Genomic DNA, 16810 nt, shown 5'->3' on the forward strand with positions numbered 1-16810 from the left:
CTTAAGGCTCCCTTTTTTTATTTTTGAATTTAATACCTTTAGGAAATGGTTTGCCGAAAGGCAAATCAAAACAAGCTTATCTGGCTGAGTCTTTAATGAAAAGAGTCATGTAATGACGAACAAGGTACTGCGTTTTAAACGGCTGGCCTTTGTATGACCATAACACCTCTTCAAATGCGCCCCATTTTGCTTCGAAGATCTCTTCATCCATAACGATAGTTACGTTTTCTTTGGCCTGAGGCTGCGGGATCGCTGTGTTACCTACGTAGTGAAAGCGCATGCTGATAACGCCGGCAGCTTTGATCGAGAAAATCATTTTATAGCCGTTACGGAATAACATGAAATCGGCGTGGGTTTTTGCGATACCGTAAACTTTAATGCGGCCTAAAACCGAAGGCTTTAGTTCGTTGAACGCTGCTGAAGCTTCAGCAAAGTCGTTTTTTAAACGTAATAAAAACTGGATTGATTCGTTAACCAGGATTCTTTGTGTGTCTAATCCTAAGTTCATGTCGATCATGACTGATTTTTCAAGTTGTTCATCGGCAGAAACTAATTCACGGATCCAGCTGTTTTGGTTTGGTTGGCCGTGGGTGGCGTGCGTAGCACCAGCGTGACCGGTACCCGTATTTGGACTCATTTCAGGCATTTTGTTTTTAAAAATATCCATATGTTTACACTCCTGCGGCTCAGCCTTCATTTTTCAAGGACACCCTAGACCTTGTCAATGGTTAATGTCGGCTTCAGAAGGAGTCTGTCGGCCCGGAATACCTCCGCCTAATTGGATACTTAGCCCGAATTGCTGGTCATCCTGAGCGTAGCGGGGCGAAAGCGGGTGATAGTAGCCAAATATAAAATTTACAGGAAGAAGGTAGCCCATCGTTGTCTCTAAGCGGGCTTCTGCGCCGGCACTCCAGAATGAACGGCTCATGTTTTCAGCTCTTAAGATGTCGTTTTTATCAAAACCACCGCCCGAAACCGTTAAGCCGTCGACCACTAAGGCTCCGTTGACGCGTTTTAGATAGTACATATAAGTGCCCGAACCGCTGTTCAGGGTGCGCAGCGGAAATCGATATTCTGTGTTTAAGCTGGCCATACGCGAACCGAAAAACTGCCCGGCCCCGTAACCGCGCAACACAAAATCGGGCATATTGCTGTCACTCAAGGTCGGAAAAATCGCATTGCTTGTGCCGAATCGGGTCGAAACTTTTTGTACGGTATGCAGAAAGCTTACCTTGCCGTAAAGCGAATGATCTTCAGGCAACCAGCGGGAGTTGTAGCCAACCAGCGAGCCGGTTACTTGATCGTAATCAGATAACAGCGGTGGCGCATTTTTTTGTGTCGACTTCTGGTTTTCTAACTGCAAATAAGCGCCCCAGCCGCTGGTGGGGTAAATGTCAAAAAGTGTCTGGGTTATACTTTTGTAACTGACCTGCAAGTACGGTCCTGCGTGTTGGGTGCGGATATCTGATTGTTCGACTTCAGAAAACTGCAAGCCGGCATTTATGGCAAGTTTGGCGCTGAGTTTAAAAGTGTCCGGGATAAAACCAAGTGCTGCCAAACTTCTATCGATAAAAATATCGGTGTTGCCGATGGGTTTAAAGTTTCGGGTCGCACTTAAAGTAAACGGCCAGGTAAAAGCCGAGTTAACATAGTCAAAATCATAGCCGACTTTTTTGATGTAAGAATCGTAGTCGACCGAGAGGTTGTAGCGGTGGATTAACAGCGGATCCTGACTTCCGGTAACCGCCTGAAAAAACACGCTGCCGTTACCGCTGTTGGTTGAAATAAACGGAATCCAGTAATGCGGATACATATATTTCAGCGCTTTGGCCTGATCAATGTTGTATTTAAAATCAGCAATCGGTTTTTCGATATAATTATATCGGTCGCGGAACTGATTCGAAATTTTCGGCAGGGCCTGGTACGGCACAAGTTCAAAACCCTGCACCTGTAGACCGCCGGCGGTGTAAACTGTGGCGATGGCGTAGTTATTGTTGTTTACATCAAAATCCAGTGCGCCGGTCAGCAGGTGACTGACCGCAATTGCTTCGCCTGAACCGCGGTACTGGTAAATATTGGCGACGCCGTTTTTAACTGAAGTAAAATAAAATTTTCCGAAGCGGTATTTGAAATGTTCGACATCGGGGGCTGCGATCTTAAAATCCGTAAGCTTTCGTGTGCTCAGGTTGAATAGTTTGGGATGAATCTCGCCTTTGCGGTCTTTAATCGACACAAATAGGTCTTTGTCGTTGTAAAGCGAGACTTCGTGGATCCGCTCGCTGAAGCTCACTTCAAGTAACTGGTCGATACTTTCGGTGGCCACGTTTAAGGCTTTTAACTGGGTTTTACCGTTAAATGTAGAGATAAAATAAATGATATTGCCGTTTTGGTTCCAGATCGGGTTGCGGGCGCGGGCAGCGGTGGTTAATTTTTTTTCTTTGTCATCGTTTAGGTCGAAGACATAGAGGTCGGAAAAACTTTTTTTTGCATCGACAAGATCGATCTTGGCAAACACGATTTTGTCCTGGCTTGGGTGAAACTCAAACGTCTGAATATCGCCGTTGGGAGCTTTTTTAAATTTTTGCCGGCTCCATTGGTTATTGGCTTTGTCGTGTTTGTAGAAGGCGATTTTTTTGCCTTTTTTATCGGTTGAAACCATCGCCAGTATTTCGCCGCTGGCGTTAAAGCGGGGATGGCGGCCCGAGATCAGTTTGGGATCGATGGTCGTCGTTTTACTCGGGGTTACGGTCTGCAAAGTTTTAAGCTGTTGTTCGCCCTGGCGGTGATAAGAATCCAGTGTCAGCAAGTAATGGCTTTCGTAATTATAACCAAAGATTCTTTCATGTGGTGCTTCGACCCAGTAGGGTAGGCGCGAGGCGTGGCCTAAAGTAAGTTCGTTGATGGCTTTACCCTGGTCTTTGTTGCCGATATCAGACATTAACATTGAGCCGAACAGATACGGGCGGCTTCCGTAAGGCCAGGTCGGTAACATTTCGTTGGCTTCGGCAAGAGTGTAATGAAAAAGTTTTTTCTCTAAAACCAGGGCACGAATGCCGGCATCCTGAAAATACGAGCGGGTGCGTCCCTGGTAGGTAAAACGGCTTTCGATTTCAACGGCCATGCCCTCTTTCCACCACAGTGGCAGCAAGAGGTTTGGGGCGATGATGTTGCCAAAAAGTGGTTTGGCGATTTTATAAAGATCTTCAGCCGGATAAAGTTGCATCACATGCGCCAGTTCGTGGATAAAAAGCTCTTTTGCCCACTCGCCCGATTCGGCTAAGGCGTCATCCTTACCGGCCTGCACCGGGTAAATCATGATGTAGGGGTAAGGAAGTAAAGTGGTAAAGCCATTCGGGGCATCGGTTGAATCGTTTAAGATCACCACGATTTTTTCTTTCGGGGCCACCGTGAAAATAGTCATTATTTCGGCATATGACTGCTCAGCAATGCGGGCATAATACAGACCTAAGTCCTGCTGCTCAGCAGTGTAAAAGATCTCAAAGTGCGGAGTAATTAGCATTTGCCACTTTTCGCGCGAATCTCCAATGCGTTGGGCAAAAACCGGTTGAGATTGCGAGACAAGTAAAACAAAAATTAGGTACAATCGTGAGATAAATCTAACCATGGTTGATTGTTGAATGCCAATCGGGGTTTGACAAGGTTTTACAATGGTCTAAATTGAAATATGAACGTCGCGCTGAACGCGCGCATAATGTATAGCATCTAGGAGGAATCGATGAATCAGAATCTAAAAAAATCACTTACAACCGTAATGGTAGCCGTAGTCATTGCATCTATGGTATCAGGCTGTTCTTTATTCAGAAAGAAAAGTGGTGATGGTTCATCAGGCGATGGTTCAGGAATCCGCAGCGAAACTACAGCTTCTGGTTCTTCAGAAGCCCTAGATAATTCACCAATCAATATGGGTGTGACCGGCTCAGACTCTGGCACTATCGAAGGTTTACAAACTGTGTTTTTCCCTTACGACTCATCAACATTGTCAGAAACTGAGTCAGCTAAATTAATGGGTAACATCGAATGGATGAAAAAAAACCCGAATGCTAAATTAACTATCGAAGGTCACTGCGACCAACGTGGTTCTGCAGAATACAACTTAGCTTTAGGTGAGCGCCGTGCCAATGCAGTTCGCCAGGTGTTCGTATCTAACGGCATCAAAGGTAATCGCGTAACTGTTGTCAGCTTCGGTAAAGAAAAATTATTAGCTCAAGGTGATTCTGACGAAGCGATGGCGAAAAACCGCCGCGCTAACTTTGTACCGGTTCAGTAATGATCAGAGTTTTTTTGGCGACTTTGTATGTCATTTTTGTCGTGGGGTGCGTAACCGTACCGCCACCAAATGAAGAGTACACGCTAGCTAAGGCGGCGATCGAAGCCGCCAAATCCGTTCAGGCAGCCCGGTATTCGCCGGGTTTCTGGCACCAGGCCGAAGAATTCTACCGTCAGGCCAAAATTCTTTATAATGAGCGTGAATACGAAGAAGCCAAGTACTTATTCTTAAGTGCTAAAAGTTCTGCCGAAAAAGCCGAAAATTCAGCGCGCCTGTTGCGCCAAAAAAGTGGGGACGTTCTATGAATAGATTTAGCTTTACAACAAAGGCTGCTTTATCAGTGGTTGCAGTGGTTGTCTTATCGTCGTGTTTGAAAACACGTTCGGAACTGGGCGAAGGCTACCAATCTCAGGTTTATTCAAAAAAACAGGCCGATAACCAGGCCCAGCAAGCTGCTAGCGAAGTGGCAAAAATTGATGAAAAAGACGAGTTGATCAGAACGTTAAACGGCCGGGTTGAGACGTTAGAAAACCAGATCGCACAGTTAAACAAAGAAAAACAGGAAAACCCTGACGGACAGAAAATCCAGTTATTGCAGGAATCTTTAATCAAGATGGAAGCGCAGCTGGCAAAACTTGAAGGTGATTTAGCCACAGCTAAGGCCCAGCCTCCGCAGGCTACCCATGCCAACCCTCCGGCGCCGAATTCTTCGGATGCAAAAGTTCCGCCGGTAAAAGGTGAGATCAAATCTACGAAAAACGCGGCTTTTGATAGTGCGCAGGATTTTTTTGCGAAAAAAGATTTCAAAAATGCAATCTTAGAGTACCAGAAATTTGTTGATGCCAATGCAAAAACCAAAAACAAACTTGTGCCGGAAGCTAAATACAAGATCGGTCTTTGTTTTGAAGCTTTGGGCTTAAAAGATGAAGCCCATTCTTTCTATGAAGAAGTAGCCGCCCAGCACGGCAGCACTGAGTTTGGCAAAAAAGCCAAAGCTAAAGTTACAAAAACAAAAAAATAAGAAATAGGGCTGTTGATGTTTCGACAAATTTTATCAGTTGAAACCAGTTGTGACGACACATCAGTGGCCATTGTAAATAACGAGGGTTTGGTGTTGGCCCAGTGTTCGGCCAGCCAGGACCTGCAACACGCACCATTTGGTGGTGTGGTTCCTGAAGTGGCCAGCCGTAATCACACGATCGCCTTACTTCCGTTAATCGAAGAAACATTGAAAAAAGCGAATTTAACCATGCAGCAGATCGATGGCTTTACGGTGACGAACCGTCCGGGCCTGATCGGTTCGCTGATCGTGGGCCTGATGACGGTAAAAGCGCTGTCACAGGCGCACGGTAAACCTTTTATCGGTGTTAACCATCTTGAAGGGCATTTACTGGCGCCATTTTTAAAAGACCAGGATTACGCGCCACCGGCAGATTTTAATTATCCCTATGTGGCTCTTGCCGTGAGTGGTGGCCACAGTTCACTTTACTGGGTCGAAGGGTTTAATAAATACACCATCATCGGCACAACTAAAGATGATGCCGCCGGCGAAGCGTTTGATAAGTTCGCCAAGATGCTGGGATTGCCGTTTCCGGGCGGAGTTAATGTTGACCGTTTAAGTAAAAACGGTGACCGGAAAAAATATGATTTTCCGCGCGGCCTGTTGCACGAAAAAAATTTAATGATGAGTTTCAGTGGTTTGAAATCAGCTGCGCATCGGCTGTTATCAAAGATGTCGCCTGAAGAGATGAAAGCCGAAATATCGCATCTGTGTGCTTCGTTTCAAGAGGCAGTTGTCGAAACCTTGGTTGGTAAGATGACTTTGGCAGCGGCTTTATTTAAAACTAAAAAAATCGTGATCACCGGTGGGGTAAGTGCAAATTCACGTTTGCGCGAAATGGCCGCTGAGATGAGTTCGCGCGGTTATCAGATCGTGATCCCGCCGATCCGTTATTGCACTGATAACGCCGGCATGATCGGTTATGCCGGTATCTTACATTTAAATGCCGGTGAAGTGTCGACATTAGATCAGGGGCCGGCATCGAGTTCTTATGAGACTGATTTTACCGTAAGACTGCGAGAACAAATATGAATTTAATTGCGGAGCAATTGTGAGCCTGCCATTAGCAAAGGACCGTCTAAAAAACCGCATGGAAGCTCTTTCGCATTATACGAAAAAAGCCCTAGGCCAGAATTTTTTGGTTTCTGATGTGGTGATCGACCGTATTATTCAGGCGGTTGCCGATGAAAAACCGGAAAAATTACTCGAGATCGGCCCGGGTCTTGGCGCTCTGACCGATTTACTGATCGAAAAATACGGCCGCTACCAGCTGATGGAACTTGATACAAGTTTAGTAAAGTTCTGGGAAAGCCAGAATATGCCGGTGCTTGAAGGTGATGCCCTCCAGGCCGACTGGCAAAGTGTTGACTACGATGTCTTGGTTTCAAATTTGCCATATCAGATTTCTTCGTCGATTGTGATCGATCGCAGCATTGATCAGAACCAGTGCCGTGCGATGATACTGATGTTTCAAAAAGAAGTGGCACAGCGAATCCGCGCCAAACATCATACCGAAGAGTATGGTTTACTCACCGTGATTGCGCAGGAATTTTGGGACATTACTACCGTTTCAGAAGCCGGACCGCGTGATTTTAACCCGCCGCCACGAGTGGCGAGCCGGGTGTTAAAGTTTAAACGTAAAGACAGCCCGGTGACTGACCGCAAAGGCTATTTAAAATTTGTTAAAACTTGCTTTCAGCAGCGTCGTCGCATATTAAAATCTAACCTTGAACCGTCATTGCATGAACCGTTCTTAGCCTGGGTTGAAAAAAACAAGCTATCAGATAAGGTGCGTGTCGAAGAGTTAAGTACAGTACAGATCCGTGATTTATATTTTCATCTGAAAGGGGGCTAAGCATTTATGGGAATTTTAATAATCCAGGAAAACAAACAGGCCCGCTTTGATTATTTTATCACTGAGACCTTTGAAGCCGGCCTGGTATTAACCGGCAGTGAAGTTAAGTCGTTACGCTTAAAGCAAATTACCTTCAAAGATTCATATATTTCGTTTATAAAAGATGAAGCGTTTTTGCAAAATGCCCATATCGCCGAATACCGCGCAAGCTCGTACAATAACCATGTACCAGAGCGTTTACGAAAACTGTTATTAAGCCGCAAAGAGCTGGATAAAATCTACGGTTCGCTACGCGAGCAGGGGTTAACCTGCGTGCCATTAAAAATTTATTTTAAAGATGGCCGGGTAAAGCTTGAGATCGGTTTAGCCAAAGGTAAAAAGCTGCATGACAAACGAGAGTCGATTAAGAAACGTGACGTTGATCAACAGCTTCGTCAGGCGAAAGCTCGATCACGTTAGCATAATCCAGCGCCTGGCGGGTTAATATCCGCGAAAACATAAAGAAGTTCACCACGGCGGTCAGTGCCGTACAAACTACAAAAAGTAAGATGATCCAGTTGCGTTCAGATTCTAAATAACTGCGCAGGTTATACGACAGTGGGATATTGTTCTCAAAAAAACTGTAATTCTGCAGCGACCAGAACAAAAGAGGCGATAAAACCACGGCTTGCAGTACAACACCGATCAGTGCGTATTTCAGAGTGGTCCCATGGCGCTGAGTCAGCGTTTGGTGCTTTTCCAAGAAGAAATTCCAGCGCGGTTTGCGCTTTCCGAAGTGTAATCCAATCTGCATGAGTTTAAGTTTAAGGTAAAACTACTTGTCATCTAGTCCATGATTTACCAGAATTAATATATGAAACAATTTTTTCATATTCTGTTCTTTAGTTGTGTCATTTTTGGTTGCCAGATTAAAACCGAGCGCGGCGAAAGTCCTGAAGCCATGGCGTTACCCGCCGATGCAAGCGCGCACGACAAACTAAAAGCTTCTGATCCGCGCACGAATGAACGTTACTCACTGACTGAAGACCGCGCTAAGTTCGACGAGCTCCGTAAAGAAGTGCCCACTGAAGCTAAGGCGCGTAATGATGAAAAAGCCCTTTATATGGAATGGATGGCCGGCTACCAGCGTGAACCTTCGGATATCCGTTCTAAGTTTTCGTCGTTAGTTTCAAAAAAGCGCGAAAACTTCAATAAAGACATGACCAAGATTCGTGATGAATACAACAAATACGAATCGAAAAAGAAAGAAGCCTTTAATAAAGAACTGGCCGCAGAGCGTGCTGAAATCAAAGACCAGAAGATGTCGCGTGAAGAGCGCACAGAAGCCTATGGTAAGATTGATGGCAAGCGAAAGGACTTTTACGCACAACTCAGAGAAGATCGTGATTCTTTTGAAGCCGACTACCGCCAAAAAAGAAAAGACTTTGAAGAGTATATCAAAGAACGCAGTGATATTTTCAATGCTGAATTAAAAGAATATACGGCAAAATTTAACGATCTGAAAAAAGCAAAAGAGAAGAAACAATAGTTTTAATCGTCGCTTTCTTTGCTGCGGGCAATGCGGTCAACCTGTATCAGTGTCTGATGTAAAGTTGATAGTAAGCCCGCTTCGATGTAACCGAACTTAATACCGACCATCTGGGTATTGATCTCTTGGTAAAATTTAGTAAACGCAACGGTTGCATCTAAGGTTACGCCACCGAACTCTAAAAGCTGCACCCAGATACGGATATCTGATTCCAGCGGTAAATCAATTTCACTGGTGGTTTTGATGGCCACTTTGCAGCCGCCAAGGCTGATATCGCGCAGTTCGTATTTAAAGCGCGGATGATCCAGAATTTTAAATTCATGTCCTAAATTCATCGGCACGTTAAATCTGAAATTGGCCCGGCGCTGGATCTTGTATATTTTTTCAGGAAATTTAACTAAGTAGTAATTGTCTGACGTCGACATCTTCGCACGGAAAAAATGTGGTTCACCGCCGCAGGTAAATGTGCAGAAGATGTTGGTGGTTTCGTAGTCGTAAGGATATTTTTTAAAAATCGCCAAGTCAGAGCCATCAACTTTGACGAACGAAGATTTTGTGTGAATGTCGTAAACTTTGAATGTGACTTCGACATTGTTCTCGGAGATGTAATTGATGATGTCTTTATGCGCTTGCGAATCAAGAGGCGTAAAGTAGTTCACCATATTACTGTCCATGTATTACTCCCGTGAGACCTTCACCCAAGTCACTTCATTTTTGTTGTGGTAAAGCCTGACTATTTTAGAATCAGGTATTTTCAGCAATTTATCAATAACTTCGAAGGGCGTATCGCCTTTGAACTTGATTGTGCAAACAAAGTTTCTGACCCGACTATTGGCCAGCCAGAACTCGATGGTTTCTAAGATCTTTTCAGGAGTGCAGATCAGATCCGAAAAAAACCAGGTCACATCTTTGTACTCATCGGGGTTTATCTTAAATGCATCCCCCTGAACATGGGTGATGTTCTTAATTTTCTTAACCTGTGCAGCCAGATCGGCGCGATCGAAAGTATAAACTTTTTTAAAGTACTGGCTTAACACCCAACTCCAGCCTCCGGGAGCTGCCCCGATTTCCAGGGCACAATCGGTTTCCGGGTTGATGTTAAAATCCTGTGTAGAAAAAACTTCCCAGAGTTTTAGGTAAGCACGGTTAGGCGGAAAATCTTTGTCTTCTTCAAACTCATGCCAGCCAGCCGGGTAAGACTTTTCGGGTTTAAGCGAATAGATCACCACGTCCTGAAAGCTGGTCCAGATAAAATACTTAAACGAAAACCTCTTTGTCGGCGGAAACTTGATCCGTTTTTCCGGAATGTGTTTTAAGCGCGCCAGCAGGCTCTCATTGGCTTTGTTTTTTTCGGTTTTGTAATGGTAAGCAAAAAGATTTAAGTCTTTAAGGGTTTGTTGCAGCTCTTTACTCGGAATCGCCGCATGACAATCGCGCCAGTGATCCTGTGCCCAGATTATCTGAGTTTCGGTCGGTGCAATGATAAATAATTTTTCGCTTTTTAAATAGACTTTGATCTTTTTGAGCAAGAGCTCTTTTTCAAGCTCCTGCTCAAATTTAATAAACGGAATTATAACATTGAAACTAAGCTGCGACTTTTTGAGCTGGTGATAATAATCCATGTTGATTTAATGCGTTTGTACACAGCTCCCAGAATTTTTCTTTAAGTACGATCTCTTTTGCATTGTACTTCAATTTCGGAAATGTGCCTGCATAAAAATGATCGCAGAATTCATTTTCGCTCGTTCTGACGAATTTCATCAACATATTAAAATGCACATCTGTAAACGGTCCTGAAATTAACATTTTACGTAATGCGCTCTCAGGGGTGTTAATTAAGAAACTGTGTAATAGATTGCCGTCATAAATCGCGCTCATGGAGCCTCCTTAGGGTATAAAGTATCTAATAACTACCTAGACTATCGGCGGGTCTGGGGCCCGAATTGAATAATATTTTAAATTCAATTTAATTGAGGTTTATCAAGCACTTAGAACGTCTCAGGCTGAGACGGGCCATGCCCCTGAACAAGGGTGACAAAGCTTGTTACGGTCTGTGAAGTTTCTACATGAAAATAGGGGAAAGAATCACAATTTTTGAGAGCTAAAGCGCAGAAATTTTCTTTTCCCCGGCGGTTGGTGTAAAACCGTAGCCCTATGGCAACAGACAATCAAAATACCGGTAATACCAATCCCGAGGGTTTAGTTCATCCTCATATCGAAATCGAAAACCGTTCGCAGGAATTACACCGCGAGCTGAGTTTAAGCGAGATCACGACCATTGCACTTCGCAATTGGCCATTATTTCTGGTGCTGTTGGTTGCCATCTCCGCGATCGGGTTGTCGTTTCACAAATGGAAAAACCCTTATGTCGCTAAAACTTCAATTATCATCAATGATAATCAGAACTCGCAGCTGCAATCGTTTTCGCTGGCATTAGCCGGCAATGCCAAAACCAACGAAGCTAAAAAATCAAACTCTGCTGCACAAAAAACTCTGGAATATTTTAAAACTACAGAGTTCCTGCAAAAAGTTTTAGATGCGGCCAACACGACCAGCGCCAATGGTCAGCTGACCCTGTCAGAAAAATCTGGCCAGAATTTATTTTTTACCCAGGTCATGGGCAATAAAACAGGCCTTAGTGAGGACGAAAAGTTAAAGGCCTACCAAAAACTTGATCGTATGCTTTCTTATAAAATTAAAAACGACTACGAGATCGAAATCGCTGCGACTGATGACCAGCGTGAGTTGGCTCTTTATGTGGCGAACCTGACTTCGGCGATTGCGTTACAGACGTTGAAACAAAAAGAAGCCTTAGAAATCCAGACGATCAATGAGTATTTGAATAAAGAAAAGGCCACCGTCGATAGCGAATTATTAGAGCTCAATACCAAGATGGCGAAGTTTAACGACAAACCTGAGAATTTAATGTCGTTAACTTCAATGGATAAAATCGGTGAGTACTTATCAACGCTGAAAATCGAAAAAAATGCAGTGCTGTTAAAGCTTGCTGAAAACAACAAACTCATCCAGACGTTAAGTGCTGGCAGTCAAGGCCGCCGTGAAAGTCAGTTGTACGGTAATAGCGGCCGTATTCAAGCTTTGCAGTTAGAAAACGAACAACTGCGTGCAAAGCTAGGTAACCTACAGGCAGCGTTTGACCGTACTTCCTCAGAAGCTAAAGGTATGCCGTATGCTGCACAGATGTACGATGAATTAAGAAAGCGCGCCGACCTTCAGATGACCCGCTTTAAGGGGTTAACCGAAGATCTGGCTAAAGTCGAAGCGTTAAAACTGGCTGCAGCCAACAAGTATGAAATGTTGGAGCGCGCCCGCATTGATAAAGTGGCCCCTGCAGTGTCGTTATCAATTATTTTATTCTTAGCTGTGCTCATGTCGCAGGTTCTGGGAAGTTTAATCATTTACTTACGCGCGATCTGGAACTCAAATATCGTAACGGCCGAATCGACCCGCAATGTGGTGGTCTTAGATAGCCATTCGTTAGATCCGCGAGTAATCATCGAAAATTCAAAAATCCGTTTCAGACTTCGTCACTCTTCACTTGAAGAGCAGGACCATGAAAACGGCCAGACCAAAAAATTGGGTTTTAATTTTAAATCAAAAGACCAAAACGGGTAGGCCGTATAAAATAAACTATGGCCTATGTCGATAAGGACCGACCGTCCACCTGGAAAAAATACGATGCAAGTTTCTGCACCAGTTGCCGTGCTAACTGCTGCTGTATGCCGGTCGAAGTTAAAGTCGACGACTTAATCAGATTAGGTGTAACCGATATCGACGAGGTCACTAACTCCATCAAAAAAACCGCCAAGCGCCTTAAAAAAGAAGGCATTATCATGAGTTACCGCGAAGGCACTGAGTTCTTCATGCTGCAGCAAAAAGCCAACAGCGAATGTATTTTTATGGATTCAAAAACCAGATTCTGCACTGTCTATGATAAGCGCCCGGAAACCTGCCGCAATTTTCCCGCTAAGCAGGGAACGCGTGTGGGATTTTGTCCGGCGGAAAAAAAATAATCGTGAAGAAGTAAAAAAAGGTGCACGCGCGTCTGACGCCAATCAAAACGCGCGTGGGGAAATAACTATTTTACGTATTCGATCAGGGCGTTGTGCTCAAAGCGCACTTTCTTCATCGCCTGCATGCTGTCTTCAGCGTGGCGGTAACCTAAAGCCACCGACACAACCGATTTCCAGCCCGTACCCTCAAGACCTAAGATTTTATCGTAGGCTTCAGGATCAAAACCTTCCATCGGTGTGGCGTCGACCTTTAACAATGCCGCAGTTTCCAGGATGAATCCTAAAGCAATGTATGTTTGGCGTTTAGCCCAGTGGCTGATTTTTTCAGCCGGGGCTTTGGCGATATTTTCAATCATCATATTTTTATAACCATCAAGCGCTTCTAGCGGAGCACTACGCACTTCGGCCACACGTTTGATGTAATCGGTAATAAACTTTTCATCGACGTTTTCACGCGCCAGAAATACCACGTAGTGGCTGGCGTCTGTGACCTGTGTTTGTCCCCACGAAACCGGTTTTAGTTTTTCTCGGACTGTGGGGTTTTCGATCACCAAAAATTTCCAGGGTTGCAGACCGTAAGAGGAAGGGGCGAGGGCTAAAGATTCGGTCAGCGTTTGCCAGTCCTGTGGAGAAATTTTTTTCGTTGGATCGAATTTTTTGGTTGCGTATCTCCACTCTAAGGCTTCTTGGATTTGTTGGTTATTCATTATTTAACTCCTATAAAAAGGTTTAATTGTAACTGTTATGGTTACAATATGAACGTGATCGGCATTAAATGCAACAATAAAAGTTACAATTAGGCCAAGTGCCTGTAAAAACGTCTTAAACTGCGTTAAATGTGCTTATTATTGTTTCTTTTTGGGTTTTGGGTTAAGATGCTAATTATGTTAGATCAACGTTTTGCCGCTTCGGTACACATTATGACTTTGTTAGCTGTTCATAACGATGAACTGCAAACATCGGAATTACTGGCCGGCTACATCCGCGCTAACCCAACGGTCGTGCGCCGATTGCTCGGAAAACTTGTCGAAGCAGGACTTGTTGATTCGTTCAAAGGTAAAGCGGGCGGCGTGCGTATCGCTAAGTTACCGAAAGAAATCACTCTCAAAGATATCTACAAAGCCTCTACCGATAAGTCGCTGATCAACTGCCGGGAATCAGAGCCGATCAAAGCCTGCAAAGTCTCGTGTTCGATGAAAGAAATCATCGAAGGTGTGGCTGACGGTATGGAATCGAGCTCGATGGCTTACTTGAGCAAAATCAAGCTCTCAGATATTTTAGCTAAAATTTAATTCATATTTATATTCTAAGGAATAATTCTGAAATCGATCTTCTGATTCGCAGCTAACGCATTGCCGTTATATTTATTTGACCAATATTCTAAGGCTGGTTGATCAGCGTTACGTTGTACGATAATGATCGATGCATTATTTGCTGCTGAAACTTCGCAGTTTTGAAGATCGTTGCCGTAGAACTTTAAATTTGTAGCATAGATAAAACGCATACAGTAACCGTCAGCAACATCTTTAAGCTTGTTCCCTTGTACGATTACGTCTTGAAATCCGCCAATGACTAAGGCATTTCTGGTCATGAGAGATTCGATGTTGCTGATCTCATTTGCGCTGACAGTGATATTTGAACCACTGATGCCATGGGCATCCTTTCCGATTGAAATTCCATAGGCTACGGACATGCCATAAGCATTTAAAGGAGCTTTAACTTTACGGATAATATTTTTTGTAACCACGGCATTGGTCACTAAGCCTTTGAGTACAATACCAATAGAAGAATGTCTGGTTCCAATTTTTTCTAATAAATTTCCACTCACGTCAATATCAGTGATTGAAATACTTTGAATATTGTCTGGTACACCCGAAGTCGTAGCTGCTGCGGTATCAAAACCTAATCCATCATAGGCCATGTTGCTGACATGATTGTTCCTGACAGTAATACCTTTAGAGTTTTTATAGACAAACACACCATTAGAGCTATTTGAAATCTTATTATTTCGTATCAACACATACTCATTGGCTAGCTTAGGATTAAGTTCTGTTGTTTGTCCTTGCAACATAATACCTGAGTAGTTGAAGTTTTCTAAAATATTGTTTTCGATCACAATAACTTTGTTTGTCTTCATACCAGTGTTTGGGAAGTTACCTAAGATAATTCCTGGGCCGTCAGCGCTGCCAGTTGAAACTTGTGCTGCTGACCAGCTACCAGTCAAGCGTAAATTTGCGATACGAACTCTTTCGCTGCCGTTTCTGATAATGAAAATTCCTGAGCCACTTGCTCTAACAGTCCCGTTGGCGTTGATAGCCCCAGAATTGCGAATAGTGCCTGCGCCACCAATATCTAAATCCTTAGCGCCATTAACAATTAATAAGCGCGAAATTCTGTAATTACGATTTAAAACTAAAGTGGCCGGAGTGCGAGCTTGGGCATAGTTGATAGCGAATTGTAAAGCAGCTGTATCATCAGCTAGGCCATTACCAACGGGCTTAGTTGGTAACATTTCTGGATAGATTAAATTGTTTGGATAGCGAGGCTGAAAGCTGGTAGCCACAATTGGCGATTCAACACCTGAATCGGGCGCGACTGCAAAATTTTGAAAAAGTACAAAAGTTAGAATTAATAACAAGACAGAAAGCATTTTTGAGAAAAAGGATTTCAGTTTTATTTGCATCCTTCTTGATCGGCAGAAAGAGGAAATCCTGAATACTATTTCTATACGAATTGGGCATTGCCGTCTCACTCCGAGACAACTGTCAGCCCGCTATACAACTGTGACAGCCAAAAATGTCGTTTTCTGCATTCATCCCAGAATGACATGCTTATAAGCCATTGTAGAGGCCTACAGCGTGCCAACTTGGCGTAATTGCTGCTCTGTTATCTGGTATAACGAGGAGGCAATTATGACTCAATCATTCACAAAACAAGAAAAGCTGGTTTTAGCAGGTTTACTGGTTTGCTGTATTGGAGTGGCCTCTTTCATTACAAACTTTCAACTTATCTCGAAATCAACCCAAGTCGTAGAAAACTTGATCGATTATAAAATGGGTAAGGCTACTGAAGAAATCGTAACTTACTCTTTAAACGGTCGTGAAATCGAGCGTACGGTGATTAAACCAGAAGAGGGCTTAGTGGCTAAAGCTGTTCGTAAAGTTTCTGAAGCTTTAGGTCTTAAAAAAGAAATCAAAAAAACTGATGCTAAAAAAGCTGACGCAGCTAAAAAAGCAGCGGCTCAAGCGCAAGCTAAAAAAATGCCTAAAGGTGATTTTGCTAAACCGGTGCAGGCGCAGGTAACGGCAAAAACTGCGCAAGCAGCTAACAATGAGACTCAGGCTGAGACAAAAAATTACAATAATTCTGGCTATGCGGTTTCAACGGTACAGCAGGCTAACCAAGAAGTTACCCAGGCTCCTAATGAACAAACTAAAAAAGTTAAAAAGACATTAGAGCAAATCAGAACTGAATTTATGACTAACCCATCACGTGAAGCGATGATGGCGGTTGTTTCTTCGTATAAAAAAGACGAAGTGAACGCAGCTGATTTTTACCAGTTACAATCTGAGCTGTTAGAATCAGAAAACGACGCTTTAATCGGTCACGCCTTATACGCTTTACGTTTAACTCCGGCGATTGAAAGCTTCAGCATGATGGCGCAATACCAACCGGCTGCTAAACAGGCTTACCAGGTTTATATCGAAGAGGCGTTATTAAGCTACAACCAATCAGCACAGATCTCGGTTCTTGGTTCGGTTATCCGCTCCGGCGATAAAGTAGTTGTGATGAAGGCTTTACGTGTAATCGAAGCCGGTATCAACAGCATCAAAAACGGTACAGTATCACAGCTAGTTGATAGCCGCGGTCGCCGTGAAACGACTTTTTCTGGTTTTAGCTTACAAAACTACTTAAGTTTACTGCCGGTTATCACTCAGGCCATGGCCGCTTCACAGGATAACGAGTTAACAGCTTCATTAGAGCTGTTAAAAAACCTAATCTCAGATATCCAGGATACAAGCACGGCCGTTGCTGCTAACTAGAA

19 protein-coding genes are annotated in these 16810 nt (G+C 43.7%); 11 read left to right on the forward strand and 8 right to left on the reverse strand.

The genetic code is table 11. From position 1 onward, the window contains the following. Positions 1-76: 76 nt before the first annotated feature. Complete coding sequence (locus AC04MM_RS07760) at positions 77-667, reverse strand: hypothetical protein (protein ID WP_475379771.1); 591 nt, start codon at positions 665-667, stop codon at positions 77-79. 54 nt (positions 668-721) lie between these two features. Continuing rightward, a complete protein-coding gene (locus tag AC04MM_RS07765) occupies positions 722-3520 on the reverse strand; it encodes a TolB family protein (protein ID WP_475379772.1) in 2799 nt (932 codons plus the stop codon). A gap of 216 nt (positions 3521-3736) precedes the next feature. Here AC04MM_RS07765 and AC04MM_RS07770 point away from each other — a divergent pair, with 216 nt between their 5' ends. Genes AC04MM_RS07770 through smpB form a run of 6 tightly spaced genes read left to right on the forward strand, consistent with a single transcriptional unit; the run spans position 3737 to position 7662 of the window. Further along, entirely contained in the window at positions 3737-4288 is a 552-nt protein-coding gene (locus AC04MM_RS07770; protein WP_475379773.1) for an OmpA family protein, read from the forward strand. After that, positions 4288-4593, forward strand: a complete 306-nt coding sequence (locus AC04MM_RS07775; protein WP_475379774.1) for a DUF4398 domain-containing protein — start codon at positions 4288-4290, stop codon at positions 4591-4593. Before AC04MM_RS07770 ends, AC04MM_RS07775 begins: the two co-directional genes overlap by 1 nt. Next, positions 4590-5309: a tetratricopeptide repeat protein gene (locus AC04MM_RS07780; protein WP_475379775.1), complete on the forward strand. Its 720-nt coding sequence runs from the start codon at positions 4590-4592 to the stop codon at positions 5307-5309. Before AC04MM_RS07775 ends, AC04MM_RS07780 begins: the two co-directional genes overlap by 4 nt. Before the next feature lie 15 nt (positions 5310-5324). Next, positions 5325-6380, forward strand: coding sequence for a tRNA (adenosine(37)-N6)-threonylcarbamoyltransferase complex transferase subunit TsaD (gene tsaD / locus AC04MM_RS07785; protein ID WP_475379776.1), 1056 nt, complete (start codon positions 5325-5327; stop codon positions 6378-6380). Positions 6381-6399: 19 nt separating this feature from the next. Further along, on the forward strand, positions 6400-7203 hold the full coding sequence (gene rsmA, locus AC04MM_RS07790; RefSeq protein ID WP_475379777.1) for a 16S rRNA (adenine(1518)-N(6)/adenine(1519)-N(6))-dimethyltransferase RsmA: 804 nt from the start codon (positions 6400-6402) through the stop codon (positions 7201-7203). Between the two features lie 6 nt (positions 7204-7209). Continuing rightward, entirely contained in the window at positions 7210-7662 is a 453-nt protein-coding gene (smpB, locus tag AC04MM_RS07795) for an SsrA-binding protein SmpB (protein ID WP_475379779.1), read from the forward strand. Here smpB and AC04MM_RS07800 read toward each other — a convergent pair. Next, on the reverse strand, positions 7607-7996 hold the full coding sequence (locus AC04MM_RS07800; RefSeq protein ID WP_475379780.1) for a hypothetical protein: 390 nt from the start codon (positions 7994-7996) through the stop codon (positions 7607-7609). The genes smpB and AC04MM_RS07800 overlap by 56 nt on opposite strands. Positions 7997-8056: 60 nt before the next feature. Between AC04MM_RS07800 and AC04MM_RS07805 the strand changes: the two genes are divergently transcribed. Beyond that, positions 8057-8731 carry a hypothetical protein gene (locus AC04MM_RS07805; RefSeq protein ID WP_475379781.1) on the forward strand — a complete coding sequence of 225 codons (675 nt, stop codon included), beginning with the start codon at positions 8057-8059 and terminating at the stop codon, positions 8729-8731. 2 nt (positions 8732-8733) lie between these two features. Here AC04MM_RS07805 and AC04MM_RS07810 read toward each other — a convergent pair whose 3' ends face one another. Genes AC04MM_RS07810 through AC04MM_RS07820 form a run of 3 tightly spaced genes read right to left on the reverse strand, consistent with a single transcriptional unit; the run spans position 8734 to position 10609 of the window. Further along, complete coding sequence (locus tag AC04MM_RS07810; RefSeq protein ID WP_475379782.1) at positions 8734-9405, reverse strand: flagellar brake protein; 672 nt, start codon at positions 9403-9405, stop codon at positions 8734-8736. A 3-nt stretch (positions 9406-9408) separates the two neighbouring features. Next, the gene (locus AC04MM_RS07815; RefSeq protein ID WP_475379783.1) at positions 9409-10353 is read right to left on the reverse strand and encodes an SAM-dependent methyltransferase; all 945 of its coding nucleotides are present in this window, start codon (positions 10351-10353) and stop codon (positions 9409-9411) included. Continuing rightward, positions 10316-10609: a hypothetical protein gene (locus AC04MM_RS07820; RefSeq protein ID WP_475379784.1), complete on the reverse strand. Its 294-nt coding sequence runs from the start codon at positions 10607-10609 to the stop codon at positions 10316-10318. The genes AC04MM_RS07815 and AC04MM_RS07820 overlap by 38 nt, the downstream gene beginning before the upstream one ends. Positions 10610-10885: 276 nt before the next feature. Between AC04MM_RS07820 and AC04MM_RS07825 the strand changes: the two genes are divergently transcribed. Both AC04MM_RS07825 and AC04MM_RS07830 read left to right on the forward strand, forming a co-directional pair. Beyond that, on the forward strand, positions 10886-12367 hold the full coding sequence (locus tag AC04MM_RS07825; protein ID WP_475379785.1) for a GumC domain-containing protein: 1482 nt from the start codon (positions 10886-10888) through the stop codon (positions 12365-12367). A gap of 17 nt (positions 12368-12384) precedes the next feature. Next, entirely contained in the window at positions 12385-12765 is a 381-nt protein-coding gene (locus tag AC04MM_RS07830; RefSeq protein WP_475379787.1) for a YkgJ family cysteine cluster protein, read from the forward strand. A gap of 65 nt (positions 12766-12830) precedes the next feature. Here the strand turns inward: AC04MM_RS07830 and AC04MM_RS07835 are convergent, their stop codons facing one another. Next, positions 12831-13472 (reverse strand): NAD(P)H-dependent oxidoreductase, encoded by a 642-nt coding sequence (locus AC04MM_RS07835; protein WP_475379788.1) that lies wholly within the window; start codon positions 13470-13472, stop codon positions 12831-12833. A gap of 177 nt (positions 13473-13649) precedes the next feature. On the opposite strand from AC04MM_RS07835, the gene AC04MM_RS07840 reads away from it, so the two are divergent. Further along, positions 13650-14057, forward strand: a complete 408-nt coding sequence (locus AC04MM_RS07840; RefSeq protein WP_475379789.1) for an RrF2 family transcriptional regulator — start codon at positions 13650-13652, stop codon at positions 14055-14057. Positions 14058-14071: 14 nt separating this feature from the next. On the opposite strand, the gene AC04MM_RS07845 is transcribed toward AC04MM_RS07840, so the two are convergent. Beyond that, positions 14072-15328, reverse strand: coding sequence for a right-handed parallel beta-helix repeat-containing protein (locus AC04MM_RS07845; protein WP_475379790.1), 1257 nt, complete (start codon positions 15326-15328; stop codon positions 14072-14074). A gap of 349 nt (positions 15329-15677) precedes the next feature. On the opposite strand from AC04MM_RS07845, the gene AC04MM_RS07850 reads away from it, so the two are divergent. After that, entirely contained in the window at positions 15678-16808 is a 1131-nt protein-coding gene (locus AC04MM_RS07850) for a hypothetical protein (protein ID WP_475379791.1), read from the forward strand. Positions 16809-16810 lie beyond the last annotated feature (2 nt).

Source organism: Bdellovibrio sp. SBM16 (assembly GCF_056175625.1).

Bases quoted from the DNA above. Each gene is read 5' to 3' on its own strand.
- AC04MM_RS07760 (WP_475379771.1), bottom strand. From the start codon at position 667: ATGGATATTTTTAAAAACAAAATGCCTGAAATGAGTCCAAATACGGGT.
- AC04MM_RS07765 (WP_475379772.1), bottom strand. From the start codon at position 3,520: ATGCTAATTACTCCGCACTTTGAGATCTTTTACACTGCTGAGCAGCAG.
- AC04MM_RS07770 (WP_475379773.1), top strand. From the start codon at position 3,737: ATGAATCAGAATCTAAAAAAATCACTTACAACCGTAATGGTAGCCGTA.
- AC04MM_RS07775 (WP_475379774.1), top strand. From the start codon at position 4,288: ATGATCAGAGTTTTTTTGGCGACTTTGTATGTCATTTTTGTCGTGGGG.
- AC04MM_RS07780 (WP_475379775.1), top strand. From the start codon at position 4,590: ATGAATAGATTTAGCTTTACAACAAAGGCTGCTTTATCAGTGGTTGCA.
- tsaD (WP_475379776.1), top strand. From the start codon at position 5,325: ATGTTTCGACAAATTTTATCAGTTGAAACCAGTTGTGACGACACATCA.
- smpB (WP_475379779.1), top strand. From the start codon at position 7,210: ATGGGAATTTTAATAATCCAGGAAAACAAACAGGCCCGCTTTGATTAT.
- AC04MM_RS07800 (WP_475379780.1), bottom strand. From the start codon at position 7,996: ATGCAGATTGGATTACACTTCGGAAAGCGCAAACCGCGCTGGAATTTC.
- AC04MM_RS07805 (WP_475379781.1), top strand. From the start codon at position 8,057: ATGAAACAATTTTTTCATATTCTGTTCTTTAGTTGTGTCATTTTTGGT.
- AC04MM_RS07810 (WP_475379782.1), bottom strand. From the start codon at position 9,405: ATGGACAGTAATATGGTGAACTACTTTACGCCTCTTGATTCGCAAGCG.
- AC04MM_RS07815 (WP_475379783.1), bottom strand. From the start codon at position 10,353: ATGGATTATTATCACCAGCTCAAAAAGTCGCAGCTTAGTTTCAATGTT.
- AC04MM_RS07820 (WP_475379784.1), bottom strand. From the start codon at position 10,609: ATGAGCGCGATTTATGACGGCAATCTATTACACAGTTTCTTAATTAAC.
- AC04MM_RS07825 (WP_475379785.1), top strand. From the start codon at position 10,886: ATGGCAACAGACAATCAAAATACCGGTAATACCAATCCCGAGGGTTTA.
- AC04MM_RS07830 (WP_475379787.1), top strand. From the start codon at position 12,385: ATGGCCTATGTCGATAAGGACCGACCGTCCACCTGGAAAAAATACGAT.
- AC04MM_RS07835 (WP_475379788.1), bottom strand. From the start codon at position 13,472: ATGAATAACCAACAAATCCAAGAAGCCTTAGAGTGGAGATACGCAACC.
- AC04MM_RS07840 (WP_475379789.1), top strand. From the start codon at position 13,650: ATGTTAGATCAACGTTTTGCCGCTTCGGTACACATTATGACTTTGTTA.
- AC04MM_RS07850 (WP_475379791.1), top strand. From the start codon at position 15,678: ATGACTCAATCATTCACAAAACAAGAAAAGCTGGTTTTAGCAGGTTTA.